Origin of the sequence: Alloscardovia omnicolens DSM 21503 (genome assembly GCF_000420505.1) — a bacterium.
GTDB lineage: Bacteria > Actinomycetota > Actinomycetes > Actinomycetales > Bifidobacteriaceae > Alloscardovia > Alloscardovia omnicolens.
Genome location: NZ_ATVB01000009.1, coordinates 63,427 through 81,472, shown reverse-complemented (window position 1 = coordinate 81,472; position 18,046 = coordinate 63,427). Strand labels below are relative to the sequence as shown.

General features: G+C 45.5%; 12 protein-coding genes and 1 tRNA gene. 5 read left to right on the top strand and 8 right to left on the bottom strand.

Going from position 1 to position 18,046, the window contains the following annotated elements; translation table 11 throughout:
- Positions 1-3: 3 nt before the first annotated feature.
- Positions 4-1,167, bottom strand: coding sequence for a 5-(carboxyamino)imidazole ribonucleotide synthase (gene purK / locus G464_RS0105075; protein ID WP_022856993.1), 1,164 nt, complete (start codon positions 1,165-1,167; stop codon positions 4-6).
- Positions 1,151-1,648 (bottom strand): 5-(carboxyamino)imidazole ribonucleotide mutase, encoded by a 498-nt coding sequence (purE, locus tag G464_RS0105070; RefSeq protein WP_021617900.1) that lies wholly within the window; start codon positions 1,646-1,648, stop codon positions 1,151-1,153. Before purE ends, purK begins: the two co-directional genes overlap by 17 nt.
- Positions 1,649-1,765: 117 nt before the next feature.
- Here purE and G464_RS0105065 point away from each other — a divergent pair.
- Positions 1,766-1,838, top strand: a tRNA-Arg gene (locus G464_RS0105065).
- A gap of 528 nt (positions 1,839-2,366) precedes the next feature.
- Here the strand turns inward: G464_RS0105065 and G464_RS0105060 are convergent.
- The 3 genes from G464_RS0105060 to G464_RS0105050 form a co-directional block, all read right to left on the bottom strand.
- Complete coding sequence (locus tag G464_RS0105060; RefSeq protein ID WP_022856992.1) at positions 2,367-4,106, bottom strand: hypothetical protein; 1,740 nt, start codon at positions 4,104-4,106, stop codon at positions 2,367-2,369.
- Positions 4,106-4,867: an ABC transporter ATP-binding protein gene (locus tag G464_RS0105055; protein WP_021617898.1), complete on the bottom strand. Its 762-nt coding sequence runs from the start codon at positions 4,865-4,867 to the stop codon at positions 4,106-4,108. Before G464_RS0105055 ends, G464_RS0105060 begins: the two co-directional genes overlap by 1 nt.
- A 250-nt stretch (positions 4,868-5,117) precedes the next feature.
- Complete coding sequence (locus tag G464_RS0105050) at positions 5,118-5,546, bottom strand: Ohr family peroxiredoxin (RefSeq protein WP_021617897.1); 429 nt, start codon at positions 5,544-5,546, stop codon at positions 5,118-5,120.
- Between the two features lie 379 nt (positions 5,547-5,925).
- Between G464_RS0105050 and G464_RS0105045 the strand changes: the two genes are divergently transcribed.
- Positions 5,926-7,113: an SLC13 family permease gene (locus G464_RS0105045; protein WP_022856991.1), complete on the top strand. Its 1,188-nt coding sequence runs from the start codon at positions 5,926-5,928 to the stop codon at positions 7,111-7,113.
- Between the two features lie 21 nt (positions 7,114-7,134).
- Here G464_RS0105045 and dnaG read toward each other — a convergent pair whose 3' ends face one another.
- Complete coding sequence (gene dnaG / locus G464_RS0105040; RefSeq protein ID WP_022856990.1) at positions 7,135-9,165, bottom strand: DNA primase; 2,031 nt, start codon at positions 9,163-9,165, stop codon at positions 7,135-7,137.
- Between the two features lie 1,213 nt (positions 9,166-10,378).
- Between dnaG and acnA the strand changes: the two genes are divergently transcribed.
- The 3 genes from acnA to icd are packed head-to-tail and all read left to right on the top strand — an operon-like array spanning position 10,379 to position 15,337.
- Positions 10,379-13,045: an aconitate hydratase AcnA gene (gene acnA / locus G464_RS0105030; protein WP_022856988.1), complete on the top strand. Its 2,667-nt coding sequence runs from the start codon at positions 10,379-10,381 to the stop codon at positions 13,043-13,045.
- Positions 13,038-14,159 (top strand): citrate synthase, encoded by a 1,122-nt coding sequence (locus G464_RS0105025; protein WP_022856987.1) that lies wholly within the window; start codon positions 13,038-13,040, stop codon positions 14,157-14,159. Before acnA ends, G464_RS0105025 begins: the two co-directional genes overlap by 8 nt.
- A gap of 2 nt (positions 14,160-14,161) precedes the next feature.
- The gene (gene icd / locus G464_RS0105020) at positions 14,162-15,337 is read left to right on the top strand and encodes an NADP-dependent isocitrate dehydrogenase (protein WP_022856986.1); all 1,176 of its coding nucleotides are present in this window, start codon (positions 14,162-14,164) and stop codon (positions 15,335-15,337) included.
- Positions 15,338-15,370: 33 nt separating this feature from the next.
- Here icd and G464_RS0105015 read toward each other — a convergent pair whose 3' ends face one another.
- A complete protein-coding gene (locus G464_RS0105015; protein WP_022856985.1) occupies positions 15,371-16,642 on the bottom strand; it encodes a deoxyguanosinetriphosphate triphosphohydrolase in 1,272 nt (423 codons plus the stop codon).
- Positions 16,639-18,024 (bottom strand): alanine racemase, encoded by a 1,386-nt coding sequence (gene alr, locus G464_RS0105010; RefSeq protein WP_022856984.1) that lies wholly within the window; start codon positions 18,022-18,024, stop codon positions 16,639-16,641. Before alr ends, G464_RS0105015 begins: the two co-directional genes overlap by 4 nt.
- Positions 18,025-18,046 lie beyond the last annotated feature (22 nt).

The window sequence follows — 18,046 nt, the reverse complement described above, 5'->3', positions numbered from 1 at the left end:
CTGTTATTCCCAACAACCACTGTTCTTGAATTCAGTCAGCAGTTCCTGCGTATCGTCACCAAGAACAGTTATATGACCCATCTTGCGATTATGCTTCGACTGAGCTTTACCGTAATCATGCACATGCCAATTTGGATGCAGTGCAGAAGCTTTGAAAACAGGTTCAACATGCTGACCTAACACATTAATCATAACTGCAGGGCTCAGCAGCTTAGGCTGAGGTAGAGACCATCCAGCAATACCTAAAACATGCATATCAAACTGATCAAAATCGCATGCTTCAATCGTGTAGTGTCCGGAATTATGAGGACGAGGTGCTAGCTCATTAACAATCACACGACCATCTGCACATACAAACAGTTCAATCGCTAATGTTCCAGCCAACTCAAAACCAGCAGCCAAAGTGCGTGCCAACTCATGAGCTTGCTTATTCACCTGTTCGTCTAATGCGCTCGGATGTGCACCGTAAGCAGGAGCCACGGTTGTATGCAAAATATTATTCACGTGATTATTCTTAACCACTGGGAAAGTAACGTACTCGCTACCATTACCTGACACTAAAATTGAGGCTTCATACTCAAAGTTAACGAAACCTTCGAGCACGCTCTGTTCAAAGTTCTCGCCCCACTGCTCATGCACTGACTGCACGTCGTCAGCGGTACGTAAAACTTTCTGACCATGACCGTCATATCCACCTTCAGCAGTTTTGAGCACAGCAGGTAAACCAATAACTTCTACTGCCTTCTCTAGCTGAGCAAAACTGCTTACTTCCTGCCATCTAGCAGTTTCGATACCGTGATTATTAATAAAGGTTTTTTCTGCTACTCGGTTTTGGGTAACACGCAGTAAATCTGTGCCTTGAGGAATGCGCACAATATCGCGTACAGAATCTAAAGCATCAGCGTCCACATTTTCGAACTCATACGTCAAAATATCGCTCATCTGCGCTATAGAGCGAATCGCTTCTTTATCATCGTAATCAGCTATCACTTGCTGATTGCACGCGCCTGCAGCAGGACAGCCTGGCGTTGGGTCAAGAACTACTGTATGAAAGCCCATATAACGAGCTGATAAAGCCATCATCTGACCGAGCTGACCACCGCCAATAATACCAATCGTTGCTCCACGGTCTAAACGTTTCATAACTTCTTTAGTTAAGCTTGGCATTAGACTCCTCTACCATCTCTTTCAAGTCTGCGCGATAATTCTCTAAAGCTTCAGCAAGATCTGGATTACTGGTAGACAAAATGCTCACAGCTAATAACCCTGCATTGGTTGCACCAGAATTTCCAATAGCTGTTGTTGCCACAGGAATTCCGCCAGGCATTTGCACAATGGATAGCAGAGAGTCAACACCGTTCAACGCGCGAGACTTTACAGGCACGCCAATAACCGGAAGAGTTGTTTGTGCAGCCGTCATGCCTGGCAAATGGGCAGCTCCACCTGCTCCAGCAATAATCACCTTAATACCGCGAGAACGTGCATTATGCGCGAAATCTGCCATAAGCTCTGGTGTGCGGTGTGCAGAAATAACTTGCTTTTCGTATGGAACATGGAATTTTTCTAAAATATCGCAAGCATGGCTCATGGTTTCCCAATCGCTACTTGATCCCATAATGACAGCAACCTGAGGCGTATTTTCAGCCATAGTTCGTCCTTTGCTCGACGCGAATGAATACTTTCGATTTTAACCTTATGCTTGGAATTGCAAGGCTTAGCGTCTGTTTTTTATCTCGTTATGACCTTACGGTACAATGTAATTCGCGCCCGCGTAGCTCAGCGGATAGAGCAGGTGACTTCTAATCTCCGTGTCGCAGGTTCGACTCCTGTCGTGGGCACTCATGCAATATCTCACGACATAATTCCTATAGTTAAGTTGACTATGTCGTGGGAGTTTTGTGCCATGCGCATATTTTGTCTAGTTTTATTTAGTTTCATTGGCTCTTCGGACTTAGCGAGGTTTAGTAGACGATGTTGCCCAGTAGGTTTCCAGTTGATTCCTCGGGATGTTATGTGTTAAGACATCGCCCGGTGTGAAGATGGTTTGGTTTATTTTCTTTTGTCATCATGAGTGAACAAACCCTAGTCATACATGAAGTCGATACGCGCAACCTAAAAACCCCGCTAAGTCCGAAGAACCTGATTACATTAACGCCCACCTGCACGAACAGTTTTATTCTTAGGACAATTTCTTTTTATAATCAGACTTCATATGTATTATAGCTATGCCCAATGTGATGTGAAATGGTTTGAGTTCAGTAATCTATGTTTACACTGTGCATCGTCTGCGCACCTGAGTATACGTAAAAATGAGAGCGGCTCCGTCAAGAAGCCGCTCTATGTTTTCAGTAGTAGGTAGAAGGAACTTACCTTGTCAACTCAGCGAAGTCGCGTAACGTCTGATGAATAGCCAGACGACGCTTATCGGTAATTCGTCCTCCAATTTCTGCACCGGCAAACACATACACAATAGACATAATGCCCTGCACAATGAAACTAATCCACAGAGCGTAAACTTCATCGTGAAGAATAAACCATGCAATAACTCCTGCACCAACTCCTGGAATAAGTAGTACAACAGTAACTAACATCAGAATCATTGGCATGAACATTTGGCTTATTGTACGTCCTTGAGGAGTTTTCATTGGCTGCTCTGCGCTAGGAACAGGGAACATAATCAGACCAGACATCATAGCTGAGTTAGCCACACCGGCACACAGAATAATAATGCCCACTGCTTCACAAATAAGCACAATCTCCCAAGAATCGCCAAAACCTTTGCCCAGAATATATGCGACAGCAAAAGCAATCGCCGTCATAATAAATTGCATAAGTAATCCTAAGCCAAGCTGGAAAGCGCTACGAGCGTACCAATCAACACGTCCCTTCAATCCCGACATAGTATGCAATATAAATGCTGGACCTTCGTATGCGAGCATATTCATACCCATAAGAGACATGAAAAATCCTGTTAATGGCACAGATATAACAACCATTTCTGGATGCCCACTCATAATTCCTTGTAGAGTAAAAATCACAGCAAAAAATACAGGCATCAGTAAAGATAAACCATAACGCACATCGCGTAACCAGATAGTTCCAATACGCGCCATAATAGCTGTTAAAGGTCCGCGTACAAAAGGTAATCCAAACAGTCCTAATCCGTAGGCTTTAGTGGTCTTCGTTTTCTTATCATCGGAAATCTCGGCACGGCCTTCAACAATATCGCGGTGTAAGCACCACTCAAATCCAAGACACAGTAGCCAGAAAACCAGAGCATACAAAGCAATCGAAGCAATAATAAAAACAGCAGTCATAAGCGTTGGACGAGCCATAACAAGAGGTGTTACTGCAAAGGATGCCAATGGAGTCCATTGCATAATCTGTCCACCGATTTCAAATGTTCCGTTGATTATTCCGTCAATAACAACTGAAAAACCGCGGCCTGCTGAACCTTCACTGTCTCTCAAACCAGCAATAAAGCCGCCGCTTTGCGATACGGCAACAATGAGCAGAACAAAAATCACAGTCAGAAGCTCGCGAGCGCGTCTGCTGCGGAAAAGAACGGTGGCAGCTGTGAGCACAGTGCAGTTAAGAAGAGCAGCAAAGAGCACAGCTAAGAACGAGGTGATAAAAGATAATACCCATACGAAAGCTTGGAGCATCAGCCCCTGTGCAAAGAATGCAGATACTTGCCCCATAATGCCGACGAGTGTGAGGTAAGATGCCACTCCGCTGGGAGTAAAGACCTGAGAAAGTACGAGAGCATTGCGCAGGGTTAAGCGAGATACACCCAGCAGATATAAGCTCTGCGCGTTCACGCTTTGTTGCCCGAAAGCTACGAGCTGGCAGAAAGCAACGAAAATAAGTCCGCCACCCCAGACCAAAGCAATAGTGTTCAGCACAGAGTTATAGGATATTGAGCTAGCAGAACCAGCAATTCCATGCAAAATGAACCATGTTAATACCCATGATCCCACAACCACACCTATATTTATTAAGCATGAGATAACAAAAGCTATGGCTTGCCATGCGGATTTATTGACTGTAGAAATGGTCAGCGCCCACCGCAGACGCACAACCGTCCAAATTTCGTTGAGCTTCATTACTGCTCACCACCTTGTAACCAATCCAAGTGGGCTGCATCATGACGACCACCAACGAGTTCAATAAAGCGCGTCTCTAATTCAGATCCGGCAGCTACTTCTTCGAGAGTTCCTGCTGCACGTACCTGACCGTCAGCGATTACAGCTACATGAGAACACATTTTTTCTACCAAAGACATAACATGCGAAGAAATAACAACTGTTCCGCCTGTAGCTACATATTCTTTGAGAATATCTTTCAAATTTGCTGACGATACAGGATCTACTGCCTCAAAAGGCTCATCGAGGAATAAAATACGTGGCGAATGAATCATAGCCATCGCTAAGCAGATTTTTTTCTTCATACCTGTGGAATAGTCAGATACAATTTTGGAAGCAGCATCAGCCAAGTCAAAAGCTTTAAGTAAGTCCTCTGAACGTCGCACAACTTCATCTTTATCCATACCACGCAGTAATCCTGCGTATACAAGAAGCTGCTGACCGGTAAGACGATCGAAAATTTCATCAGCTTGTGGCATCACACCCATCTGCGCACGTACAGCATCGATATTGCTCCACACATCTGTATCAAAAAGAGAGACGGAACCAGATGTAGGTAACAACATGCCTGTGCTCATCTGCAAAGTCGTCGTTTTTCCTGCGCCGTTCGGTCCCACCAAACCGTAGAAAGATCCTGCAGGAATATCTAAATTCAGAGCATTAACAGCTGTTTTCTGCCCGAAAGTCTTTGTTAAACCGCGTAGTGATAATGCATACGTCATACCTTGTCCTTATCTCTTGCATTTCTTGCACAATTTTGGCGCTTACGCCTTATACCTTTTACACGTCTACCCCACACTCCAGTGTGTTACCAACGTGTTTACCCCCCCCCGAGACAAAAAGCATAAACAATGTAACAGATTACAGCCTACAGAAAAGAACAGAGGAACACAACGACTGTGTTCCTCTGTAAGATAGAGATAGTTATGGACGAAATGTATCTGCGCCCTCTACTGGCAGCCTACTGGCAGCCTACTCTCCCAAACTGGCAACTGCCACAGTTTCCGTTGGAATATTGCCCTCAGTTGCCTTGGAATAAGGACAAATAGTATTAGCCAAATCAACAAGTTCCTGTACCTGATCAAGTTCCATATCTGGTACGAAAACTTCAATCTTAGCGCTTAAATCAGCAGTTTCTTCGTGCGTTAAGGTTACGTTCACGCGCACCTTAGACTTCATAATAGTCATAGCGTTCACACGCTTTTCCTTAGCTGCAGCCATCAAAGCGCTCTGATAGCATGCACCCCAACCTACAGCAAAGAGCTGCTCTGGGTTTACGCCTTCACCAGTGCCACCCAATTGAGCTGGAGCAGAAATATCGAATTCAGCATCAGGATTCACGCTTGTTGCATGACCTGCACGACCTCCAGTTACTGTTGCCACTGCTGTATATGTAGCCATACGTGCTCCTTTCGTTACACATACAATCGCTGTATGTTTGCCGTGTATACTCGCTTCTATTTTACGAGAACTCTCATCATTTTCCCAGATTTATGATGATTTTGAGCTCAGCGCAATATGCATAAACGATACGTAACCAAGGGGAAGAAAACCTTGATTTTTCAGGCTTTTATCGCTTGCTTGCGTAAGAAAAATCAAGGCATGTGGCGTTTCTCACACCGCTCCCACGCCTCTGCCACGCCGCTCTCACATCGCTCTCACATCGCAATTTTCCGATGCATGTGCTTCGTTAAAACACCCCGCAATACTAAGCCAAGAAACGCACATCTGTGCTTTCAGGCAGGTTGTACAGTAAAATACTCAAGGATAAGGAGTTTTTATGGGTCAATGGCTGCTCGGATGGGTCAAGAATGAGATTGTCCTCATTGTTGCCACACTTCTGGCTATCATCTCATGTTTTATCATCCCTCCAGACGCACAATATATGGAGTACGTTCATTGGAACACCCTCGCACAGCTTGTGTCTTTGATGCTTGTTGTTGCCGGCTTCCAACGCATTGGCGTTTTCCGTATTATTGCATCAAAACTTCTGCAGAAAGCATCCACGTCACGCATGGTGATGCTTATTTTGGTCTCTTTAACCTTTTTCTCGGGCATGATTATTACCAACGATGTTGCGTTAGTAACTTTCGTGCCTTTTGCTTTGTCTGTGCTCATTATGTCAGGCAAAGAACGTTGGGCGCCTATGCTTATTACATTGATGACTTTGGGCGCTAATTTAGGAGCAATGCTCACCCCCATTGGCAACGCGCATAATTTATATTTAAAAGCTCTTACCCAAATGCCATCGTGGGAAATGATTACCATTATGGCTCCATTTTCCTTAGCCTCTGCAATTATGCTCATTGCTGTTATCTGGATGTATTTCGATAACACCTCTATGGAGGAAATTACTGCCGAAGCTGAGCTGGAAAAATCCGTGCTCGCTCCATCTCCTCATAAAGATCAGCCAGATGAGATTCGCATTTTCAATTATGGCGCCGGTTATGCAGGATGGCGCACATGGGTATATGTTGCGCTGTTTATTTTGTGTATTCTCGCCGTCAGCGATTTAATTCCTCTGTGGATTATGGTGGCTATTGTGGTGGTAACGATGTTCTTTACCGATCGCCGCGTTTTCCGCAATATCGACTGGGGTTTGCCATTAACCTTCGCTATGTTCTTTATTTTTATTGGCAATATGAAGCGCATACCTGAGTTCTATACTGCAGCTCAGCAGTTTGTGCAATATTCGCCGCTCGATATTTCTGTGCTTACCTCGCAATTTATTTCTAATATGCCTGCCACCCTTCTTCTGGCCGGCTTCTCAGATGCTTGGGATGCGCTGATTGTGGGAACTAATTTAGGCGGTTTAGGTACGCTGATTGCTTCGATGGCTTCCCTCGTTTCGTATCGTAATATCGTTTCGCGTATGCCAGATAAGAAGGGTAAGTACTTAGGACTGTATACAGCTATGAACTTAGGATTTTTAGCTGTGCTCCTGCTTCTTGCTCATGTTATTTTATAAGCCGCGTTTATACGACTTTTTTTAGGCATATGTCATAGAGTCTGCACGCAGTTTTTCCAGCTGAGTGATGTGCTGCAAAATATCAAGCTTCTCTGATTCATCTGTTGAGCGATTCATCTGCATGCGAAGATGAGCAATAGCACGCATCATATCTGCGTCAATTAATCGCGATGCCATTTGAGTGGCAAACTCAATGTGTGCAGGACTTGGCAATGGTGCCCCACCCTGAGCTTCAGCTTGATATTGACGCGAAGAACTAACGGCTTCATCTTCCTGTGCAAGAGGTAATTGCATAACAGCCAAATCGTCGATAACAGGTTTAAGCATTGGACCAGCTGCTTTGGTGAGATTATGCATCCACAAACCTGCTGTTACATCTTTACCTGGCAATCCTCCAGCCACAATAATCGCGCGATATAAATCACGAAAAACAGGTATAGCAAACGCATGCTCAGACATGCGCTCAAAAATCTGAGCTTGCAATGCCCACGGCATTTGCACCAAAATTGCCATCATCTGCTGTTCAGAAATAAATACAGCATCATCCACACGATAATACTGCTGATTACGCGCATTATTACGTTCCACAGCTAAACGCTGTTCGGGCTGACTCATATCTGGCTGCGTATGATGAGCAAAATTAGAGCTAGTATGATTGCGAGCATACGCATCCTCATCATGTACACGTGTAGCGCGGCGAGCAGCCATCACTTCATCGCGCATAATGGAAATATCCATGCCAATCTGCCGAGCAGCGTTACGCGCATACTCATCTAAAAGTGAGCGGTCACGCACTTGAGCAATCAAAGGAGCTACAGCTTTCATAGCACCCACACGACCTGCTGCATACTGCGTATCGAAACGTTCAATAGCTGTGCGAATAACCCACTCTACTAGAGGTTCTTTGGATTCAACTAACTCATGAATAGCTTGATTACCATAGGTCATACGCAAATCGCAAGGATCAAGGTTATCTCGCGCAATCGCTACAAAAGTTTGAGACAAAAAAGCATTATCTAATTGGAAAGCACGTAAAGCTGCTTTCTGACCTGCTGCATCACCATCAAAGGTAAAAATAACTCCTGATCCTTGCGTAGGACCAACTAAATTGAGAGAGCCTAAAGAAGAATCCGATATAAGCCGGCGAATAACCTTCGCATGCTCCATACCAAAAGCCGTTCCGCAGGTAGCCACAGCATTCGTTACTCCTGCTAAGTGGCACGCCATCACATCTGTATAGCCTTCCACCACTACAACCTGGCGCTTTTGCGCGATGCTTGTTTTAGCTAAATCAATTCCATAGAGAACACGATTTTTATGATAAAGCGCAGTATCAGCCGTATTAATATACTTACCTGGATTAGTGTCATCATCATAAAGTTTTCGCGCGCCGAAACCTATAACCTGACCAGTGGTATCGCGAATAGGCCATGTAGCACGTCCGCGGAAATAGTCATACGCTCCACCGTTCTGATTCGGTCGCGCCAATCCTGCATCAACCATTTCTTGCACAGTAAAGCCATGCGACGATAAATGACGTACCAGCTCGTCCCAGCCTCGAGGAGCGTAACCGCAACCGAAACGCTCACAGTCAGCCTGAGAAAACTTACGACCTCCCAAAAGCTGACGCGCTGGCAGAGCTTCTTGAGTCATCAGCTGAGACATAAAGAATTTCTGAGCAGCAGCATTTGCCTCTAAAAGACGTGAACGTGTTGTGCCGCGAGGACGGTTGTCGTTGCGCGTAGACTGATCATAATGCAACTCAATACGGTAACGGTCAGCCAAAAACTGCACAGCTTCAGGAAATTCAATGCCTTCAGCACGCTGCACATACTCAAAAATATCGCCGCCTAAACCACAGCCAAAGCATTTCCAGCGGTTATTCACTGTATTGACAGTGAAGCTCGGCGTTTTCTCGTCATGGAACGGACACAACCCTTTATAAGAGTTAGAACCAGCGCTCTGCAAAGTCACGTGGGCAGACACAATATCGTAAAGATCCGCGGCATCGCGAACTTTCTCAATATCATCTTTAATAATGCGCCCAACCATAAGTCCTCCGCTTTACGTGCCGTTATACTCTCACAGTATCGTACAGTATCTCACAATATCGTAGTCTCCAAGATGGAATCGCTACAGTAAGTATTGCATGAGTTTTTCTGTTCGTATTCTACTATTACTGCTGGTATTGCACTATACGCGTGGAGTTCTGAGCAGAATGCTGTGTGAAGCGTCTGAAGTGTGTGAAGCGTCTGAAGTATCTCGGGTTTTGAGTGGAACTGATTTTCAGTGCTACGCTGGTTTTAAGTGGCTGGTTGTTGAATGGACTCGCTCTCTACGGGATGGCTGTAACGCACGACACATCGAACGCGTTATATCTCACCACAGCCAAAACCTTTAAGTCAGCCCTAGTAAAAGCAATAGCACACGCAACTAGGGCGTGTCAGGGTTTTTGTGTAGATGGTGGGTTGCCCTATGGTGAGTTCTATTTAGGGCTATTGAGGCTGGTCGCAATGAGGTTGTGCTTGACCTTAGGCTATCTTGGTTCATCGCACAGTTAATCAAAAAAGGTTAGCCGATATGCTGTGCACACCATAACCTTTCGTCTTTCTCGTGCAGCACACACAACCATAAGAAGTATTACTCTTGATTTAAGAGTAATACATGGCAACAAACCTCTCCCAGTGATGCTGCGTTCAACACGTCATGTTTGAGAACAGAAAAACAAGCAATAATCAGGCTGAAATATGCTCCCAGTGAAGCCGTGTTCAACACGTCATGTCTGGGAGCATACAAAATCGCATATCCGACAGAGGAACCTGGCTCATCAAGTACCACCTCACCTACGCACCGTTGCATAATCAAACCCTGCGCCTGCGAGCCAGATCCAACAAAACCACATACACAAAAACCTGACACCCTCCAGCCAAAGCTTTTATATCAAACCTGGCAAAAGCCATAGCACGTACAGCTCGCACATGCCGTGTGCTGTCTCTCCCAAAACGAATCGTCTGCAGTCTCCATCTCAAAATGTGGCACATTTCACACAACTCACCCTTGACTATGTTGCGGATATTTTCCTTAATTGTTTCGCATTTAATCATTTCGTAACAATACTCGTAACCAAAAAAGGGGTACACTATGAATAAATATTCATTTGAATGCATAAATAACGCATATTTACCTTATATTTACGGGTTTATTCGTTGGTTTATGCATAACTCCATATCGCTTCGGGAAAACCACAGAGCAGGAGGGACAATCTATGGTAGATACACAGACATTGCACGTCGGCAATCAAACTTTGTCGTATTACAACATTGCTGATGCATGCCAATCACACGGCAAAAACGTCGAAGATCTGCCCTACACTCTCCGCATTCTTCTCGAAAGTCTGCTGCGCAAAGGTTCAGGAAGCGCAGAAGATCAGGCAGCAATTGCGCGTTTAATCGCTTATAATCCAAGCGATCCTGAGGGTGAAGTTCCGTTTAAGCCAAGCCGCATTGTGTTGCAAGATTTCACCGGCGTGCCTGTGGTCGTGGACCTCGCATCCATGCGTGATGCCATTGTTCAGCATGGCGGCAAGGCAGGCGATATTAACCCAGAAATTCCTGTGGATCTGGTCATTGACCACAGCGTTCAGGTCGATGTATCGGGTTGTGCGGACGCTCTGCCGTTGAATATGCAACGTGAATTTGAGCGCAATCAGGAACGTTATCAGTTCCTCAAATGGGCAGAAGAATCTTTCGACAACTATCGCGTAGTTCCACCTGCTACGGGCATCATTCATCAGGTGAATATTGAGTTCTTAAGCGATGTTATTTTGCATAAGAATGGCGTTGCTTTCCCCGATTCCATGTTTGGAACCGATAGTCACACCACCATGATTAATGGCATTGGCGTACTCGGCTGGGGAGTCGGCGGTATTGAAGCTGAGGCGGCTATGCTCGGCGAAGCGTCATACTTCCCTGTTCCAGAAGTCATTGGCGTGCATTTAACTGGTCGCTTGCCAAAAAGCTCCACTGCAACCGATTTAGCATTGCGCATCACGAATGCGCTACGTCAAGAGAAGGTTGTGGGCAAATTCGTGGAATATTTTGGCGATGGATTAAGCTCTCTGAGCTTGGCAGATCGCGCAACAGTGGCGAATATGGCTCCTGAGTATGGCGCTACTTGCGGCTACTTCCCTATTGACGAAGAAACGCTGCGCTATATGCATTTAACCAACCGAAGCGAAGAAACTATTGCTCTGGTAGAAGCTTATGCGAAGGCTAACCATCTCTTCTACAATACACAGCACACTCCACGCTATACCAAGGTTGTGGAATTAGATTTGAGCACGGTTATTCCTAGTATTTCTGGCCCGAAGCGTCCTCAAGATTTGATTTCTTTGTCTGAGGCTAAGCAGGTATTTCGCGATAGCATTACTCGCGAAGCAGGGGTACAAGGTTTCGGTTTAGACGCTAATGAGATTAATAAAACCGCGACTGTGACTATTGATGGCGCGCAATACACTATGCGAACGGGGCATGTGGCTATTGCTGCTATTACGTCGTGTACGAATACATCAAACCCGTATGTGCTTATGTCGGCAGGTATTCTGGCTCGCAACGCTGTAAAGAAGGGCTTACATGTCAATCCGACAGTCAAGACTTCCCTAGCTCCAGGTAGCAAGGTGGTTACCGGCTACCTTAAGAATTCGGGCTTGCAAGACTATTTAGACCAGCTTGGCTTCCACGTTGTGGGTTACGGCTGCACCACATGCATTGGTAATTCTGGTCCTTTGGGTGAGGAAGTGTCGCAAGCTATTACCGACACAGATTTGCTGGTCAGCGGTGTGCTGTCTGGTAACCGCAACTTCGAAGGACGTATTAATCCTCTTGTAAAAGCAAACTTCTTAGCTAGCCCTCCTCTGGTTGTGGCGTATGCTCTGGCAGGTACCACCGATATTGATTTAACTACTGAGCCTTTAGGCACAGATAACGATGGCGATCCTGTGTATTTAGACGATATTATGCCTCAGCAAGATGAAGTTGCTCAGTTTGTGCGCAAATATGTTACGCGCGACCTTTTCGAGCAGGAATATAGCAAGGTATTCGATGATAACGCGAAATGGAATGCTATTGAAACCGAGGCAAGTGAAACATACGCATGGAACGAGCAGTCCACGTATATTCAGAATCCTCCATACTTTGACGCTCTGTCTGAGCCTTTGGGAGTAAAGCCATTAAACGGTTTGCGCGTGCTGGCAAAGTTTGGCGACACAGTTACCACAGATCATATTTCTCCTGCAGGTGCGATTGCATTAAAGTCTCCTGCCGGTCAATATCTTACTGACCATAATGTTACGCACCGCGATTTCAATTCCTACGGTAGCCGCCGCGGTAATCATGAAGTTATGATGCGCGGTACTTTCGCCAATATTCGCATTAAAAATGAGCTGGCAGGAGGTCAGGTAGGCGGCTACACCACGTACAATGGCGAGCTAACAAGCATGTACGAGGCAGCTATGGCATACAAGCAGGCAGGCGTTGGCACGATTGTTATTGCCGGTAAAGATTATGGTATGGGCTCATCGCGCGACTGGGCAGCTAAAGGCACTGGCTTGCTGGGAGTTAAAGCTGTGTTGGCAGAAAGTTTTGAACGCATTCACCGTTCGAACCTCGTAATGATGGGTATTTTGCCTTTGCAGTTCTTGGACGGGGACTCTGCTGCTTCCCTTGGATTAGATGGTTCAGAAAGTTTTGATATTGCTTTGTCTGATACCCCAGGAATTCATGATGTTGTTGGTATTACAGCTACTCGCGCTGATACAGTTATCCGCTTTAAGGCACTGGTTCGTTTTGACGCTGCTGCAGATATTGATTACTACATGAATGGCGGAATTTTACCAATGGTTGTACGTAAGAAGTTAGGAGCACACAATGACTAATGATGTGAACGGCCTGAAAGACATGATTGCATGCCAAACACGTATTAGTTCCATTATTGACGATCAACTCTCTTATGCAGGCTATAATATCTCCGAGCTGATGGATAATAACGCCAGCTTCGAAGAAGTTATTTATTTGCTATGGAATCTGCATTTGCCTACGCAGATTGAATATAAGCATTTTGTCAGCGAGCTGAAAGCTAACTATGAAATCTCGGATGCTGTGGAGCAATGTATTCTGATTCAGTCGCGTCGTCATTTGCATCCTATGAGTGTTTTGCGCTCTACCGTCAGCCTTTTGGGTGTGTATAACGTTCAGGCAGAAGATACTTCTGTAGAAGCTCGCTACGGTCAAAGCATCCAACTGATGGCTAAAATCCCAACGATTATTTCTACTTTTGCACGTCTGCGTCAAGGTCTCACTCCTATTGCACCGCGCACAGATTTGGGGTTTGCGGCTAACTTCCTCTATATGCTTACAGGCGAAGAACCAACACCTTTGCAGGAAGAAGCATTAAATAAAGCTTTGGTTTTGCATGCTGACCATGAGCTGAATGCTTCTACTTTCGCCGCCCGCGTATGCGCATCTACTCTGAGCGATATTTATTCTTGCGTAACCACTGCTATTGCCACACTGAAAGGACCTTTACACGGTGGCGCTAATGAGCGCGTTTTTGAGATGCTCACTGAAATTCGCGAGCATGGAGACGTTACCTCGTATCTGCAAAAGAAGTTAGATACCAAAGAAAAGATTATGGGCTTTGGCCATCGCGTATACAAGACGCAAGATCCGCGCGAAAAGTATTTACGCACGATGGCTGAGCAGCTTACGGCGGGTACGGATAACGAAATCTGGTATCAGTTATCTTTAGAGATTGAAGATTACATGAAACATACGAAGGGATTAATTCCTAACGTTGATTTCTACTCTGCTACCGTATATCACGTTTTGGGTATTGACCGCGATATTTTCACGCTGATTTTTGCTATGAGCCGCGTATCTGGTTGGATTGCACATATTCAAGAACAGCAGAAGAATAATAAACTTATCCGCCCACGTTCGCAATATGCGGGGGCTATAAATCTCGAATATATTCCTATGGGAAAGAGGTAAAAGTGACTCAGATTCGCATGATTGACGGCCACTTAGATGTGCCAAATACCCCGACCCTTCCATTTATTGTAGGAGATGGTATAGGTCAAGATATTTGGTCGAGCGCACAGCATGTTTTCGATGCTGCTGTAAAGAAGGTCTACAATGGCGAGCACCAGGTTGACTGGTTGAAAGTTTTGGCTGGCAAAGAAGCTTTTGCCTCGCGGGGAATGAGTTTGCCAGCTGAAACTATTGATGCGATTACCGAGCATCTCGTAGCTATTAAAGGCCCATTAGAAACTCCTGTGGGCGAAGGTATCCGTTCCCTCAATGTGGCGTTGCGTCAAGAACTTGATTTGTATGCATGCGTTCGCCCTGTACGCTACTTCGAAGGTATTGAAAGCCCTGTAAAGCATCCAGAGCGTACGGATATAACTATTTTCCGTGAAAATACAGAAGATATTTACGCCGGTATTGAGTGGGATGCTGACAGTGAAGATGTTCAGCGCGTTATCGATTTCTTGCAGACCACGATGAAGGTGTCGAAAATTCGCTTCCCTGAAACGAGCAGTATTGGTATTAAACCAATTTCTCGTGAAGGTTCGGAACGTTTAATCCGTGCGGCTATTGAGTACGCTCTTTCCCACGGTCTCAAGCATGTAACTCTTGTGCATAAGGGCAATATTCAAAAGTTTACTGAAGGCGGTTTCCGTAAGTGGGGTTATGAGCTTGCTCAGCGTGAGTATGCTGATCAGCTTGCTAATGGTTCGTTAGAGATTAACGATATTATTGCCGATAACTTCTTACAGCAAATTTTGCTGCGACCAGAACGTTTTGACGTGGTAGCACTAACCAATTTGAACGGTGATTATGCCAGTGACGCTTTGGCTGCTCAAGTAGGCGGTATTGGCATCTCCCCTGGCGCAAATATTAACTATGTAACTGGTCACGCAATTTTTGAAGCAACACATGGCACTGCTCCTGACATTGCTGGTAAGAATATGGCTAATCCATCGTCTCTTCTACTTTCAGGCTGCATGATGTTTGATTACATCGGCTGGAATGAGGTAGCTGATGCGATTCGCCAAGCTATGGCTCAAGCTTTTGCTGCAGGTCAGTTTACGGTTGATTTAGCAGGTGCAGACCGCACTCCTTTGAGCACAACTGATTTTGCTCACGCAGTCATTTCTCACCTGTAAATAAACTGTGGCTGGGGAAACCCCAGCCACAGTTTAAGCACACACAATACTGTGCAAACTCATAGCAGAGTTATCGGTTAAACTTGCTACCTGATCAATAGCAACACGCAAACGTTCATCATCATTCGTAGCTTCTTGCCAATCCATTACAAAAGCTGGTTCCAACATAGAATGAGGTGCTGAACCGCCCGACATAAGCACGTCAACAAGATCTTCAATAATTGCCTGTTGCGTATGATGGAAACTTTCATGTTCTCTCGGCTCCATAACAGCAAAAACAGCAATGCCTTTTAAGAAAGCAATTTCATACGCTGTGTCTTCAGGAATAACAACCTGAGCATTATATCGAGTTAAATGCCCCTGACCATAGGTGGCGCGCGTTTCTGCTTCTACAGAACTGGCAAAACGTCCAATAATATTTGAGGTCATATTTTTAAGCATAGCTAAATCACGGCGTGTGGAATCAAAACTATATGGCAATAATTTAGCCATATTTAAGCGTTCATAAGCATTAATAAGTTTATCGCCATACCATTTATCGCCATACCAACTATGCACACACTCAACCACAGCATCAATAACGTCGTGCGCATGTAGGTCTGCAGCTTCAATAGATTGACCAACAATCGCATCTTCTACGTCATGCACAGAGTAAGCAATATCATCAGATAAATCCATAATGTAGGCTTCCATAGGCTTAGCAAAAGCAGGTGCTCCGTTGCCTTCTTTAAGCCATTGAAAAACAGGCAAATCGTCTTCATACACGCAAAACTTATTGCCTTTGGAACCATCAGGATGATGCAGACCCTGCTCATGCGTCCACGGATATTTCGTTGCAGCATCTAAAGCAGCTCGTGTAAGATTTACGCCGGCTGAACGACCATCCGCATGAAAAACTTTCGGTTCTAAACGTGTGAGCAAGCGGAAAGTTTGAGCATTGCCTTCAAAACCGCCAATAGAACGAGAAATATTCATAAGCACGGTTTCTCCGTTATGCCCAAAAGGAGGATGCCCTAAATCATGGGCTAAGCATGCGCAATCAACAACATCGGGATTGCATCCAAAAATCTCAGCGATTTGACGACCTATCTGAGCTACTTCCAAAGTATGTGTTAAACGTGTGCGAGCAAAATCATCAGTTCCTGCCACCAAAACCTGGGTTTTAGCTCCTAATCGGCGCAAAGCAGAGGAATGGACTAAGCGAGCGCGATCCCGCTCAAAAGCTGTGCGGTTGCGTGATTTGGAATTTTCCTGCGCCCACCGCTGCTCATCGTAATCCGTGTATCCCGCTTCGCGCACACTCATGAGAGAATTCTTTCTGGAAGTTCGTGGTCAATAAGAGCACAGTCAGACTCACTCAACACGTCATGCGCTCCAAGGTATAAACGTGGAATACGGTTGCGTAGGCAAGTGAAAATCTCATAACTAATAGTGTCTGCACTACGCGCCCAATCGTCTGCTGTTGGTTCACCGAAAACAGCACCTCGACCAGGGCCAAAAAGTTTAACGGTATCACCTTCGCTTACGCCCATCTCCTGAGCATTACCCTGCAAATCTAAAACAGCTTGATCCATGCAGACGCGACCAGCAATATGCACGACTTTTGTTGTGCCATCAGCCATACGCACAGCAACCGGACCGCCTCGATGGGAGGTACGTTGAGATCCGAGTGGATTAAAACCAGAGGCACTGCGATGAATACCATCCGCATAACCCACAGGCATATCGGCTGTGCTGGTATCTTGTTCCGTAATATAGGTGCGACCGTATGAGATACCATGTCCTGCCGGGAGATCTTTAATCGTGCCAAGCTGGGCTTGAAGAGTCATGGCTGGAGTCAAGCCAAAATCAGATGGCATGCCCATAGCTTTATCTGGTTCATAACCGTATAAACCAATGCCGGGACGAACCAGCTCGAAATAAATATCTGGTCGGGTTAAGGTCGCTGCAGTATTAGCAAGATGACGAATGCGCGGATTAATACCTTCTGTCTTCATGGACGCAACCATGGCATTGAAATTATTAATCTGCATATCGGTAACGTCGCGGGATTGCCCGTCCTGAGGAGCATCTGCTACTGCCAGATGACTCATTACTCCAACAACATCTACCAGTTCTGCCTGTTGTGCATTGCGCAAAGCAACCATAGCTTCACTGAGTTGTTGTGAGGTAAAACCGTTGCGCCCAAAGCCTGTTTCAATCTGCACGTGCACGCGAGCCGTTTTATGCACATGCTTCGCAGCATCACACACAGCTTCAATATCGCTCACAGAACCAACAGCAATATCAATATTATTGTCAATCAGCTCATCAAAAGGGGAACTAAGAGCAGAGAACATCCAACACAAAATATGTGCTCTGCTCTTATCAATTCCCGCGCAACGTAAAGCTAAAGCTTCGCGAGCTTGAGCCACTCCCAACCATGTAGCTCCGCCAGAGAGCGCTGCTAATGCAGAAGGAATTAAACCGTGCCCGTAGGCATCTGCCTTAACCACACCCATAATTTGTGGGGCTTCTACCCCAGCAACGCGAGCATGTTCAGCTGTCATCTCCACCATATGAGCCATATTATGTGCCAGCACATCGAGGCGCACTAAAGCCTGAGCTGGATATTTACGCAATGTAGCATTATAAACGTGGCGACCAGCATCAGATAATTCGGGAAGATCAACAGCAGTTAAACTCATGTATTCAGCTTCTTATGAAATG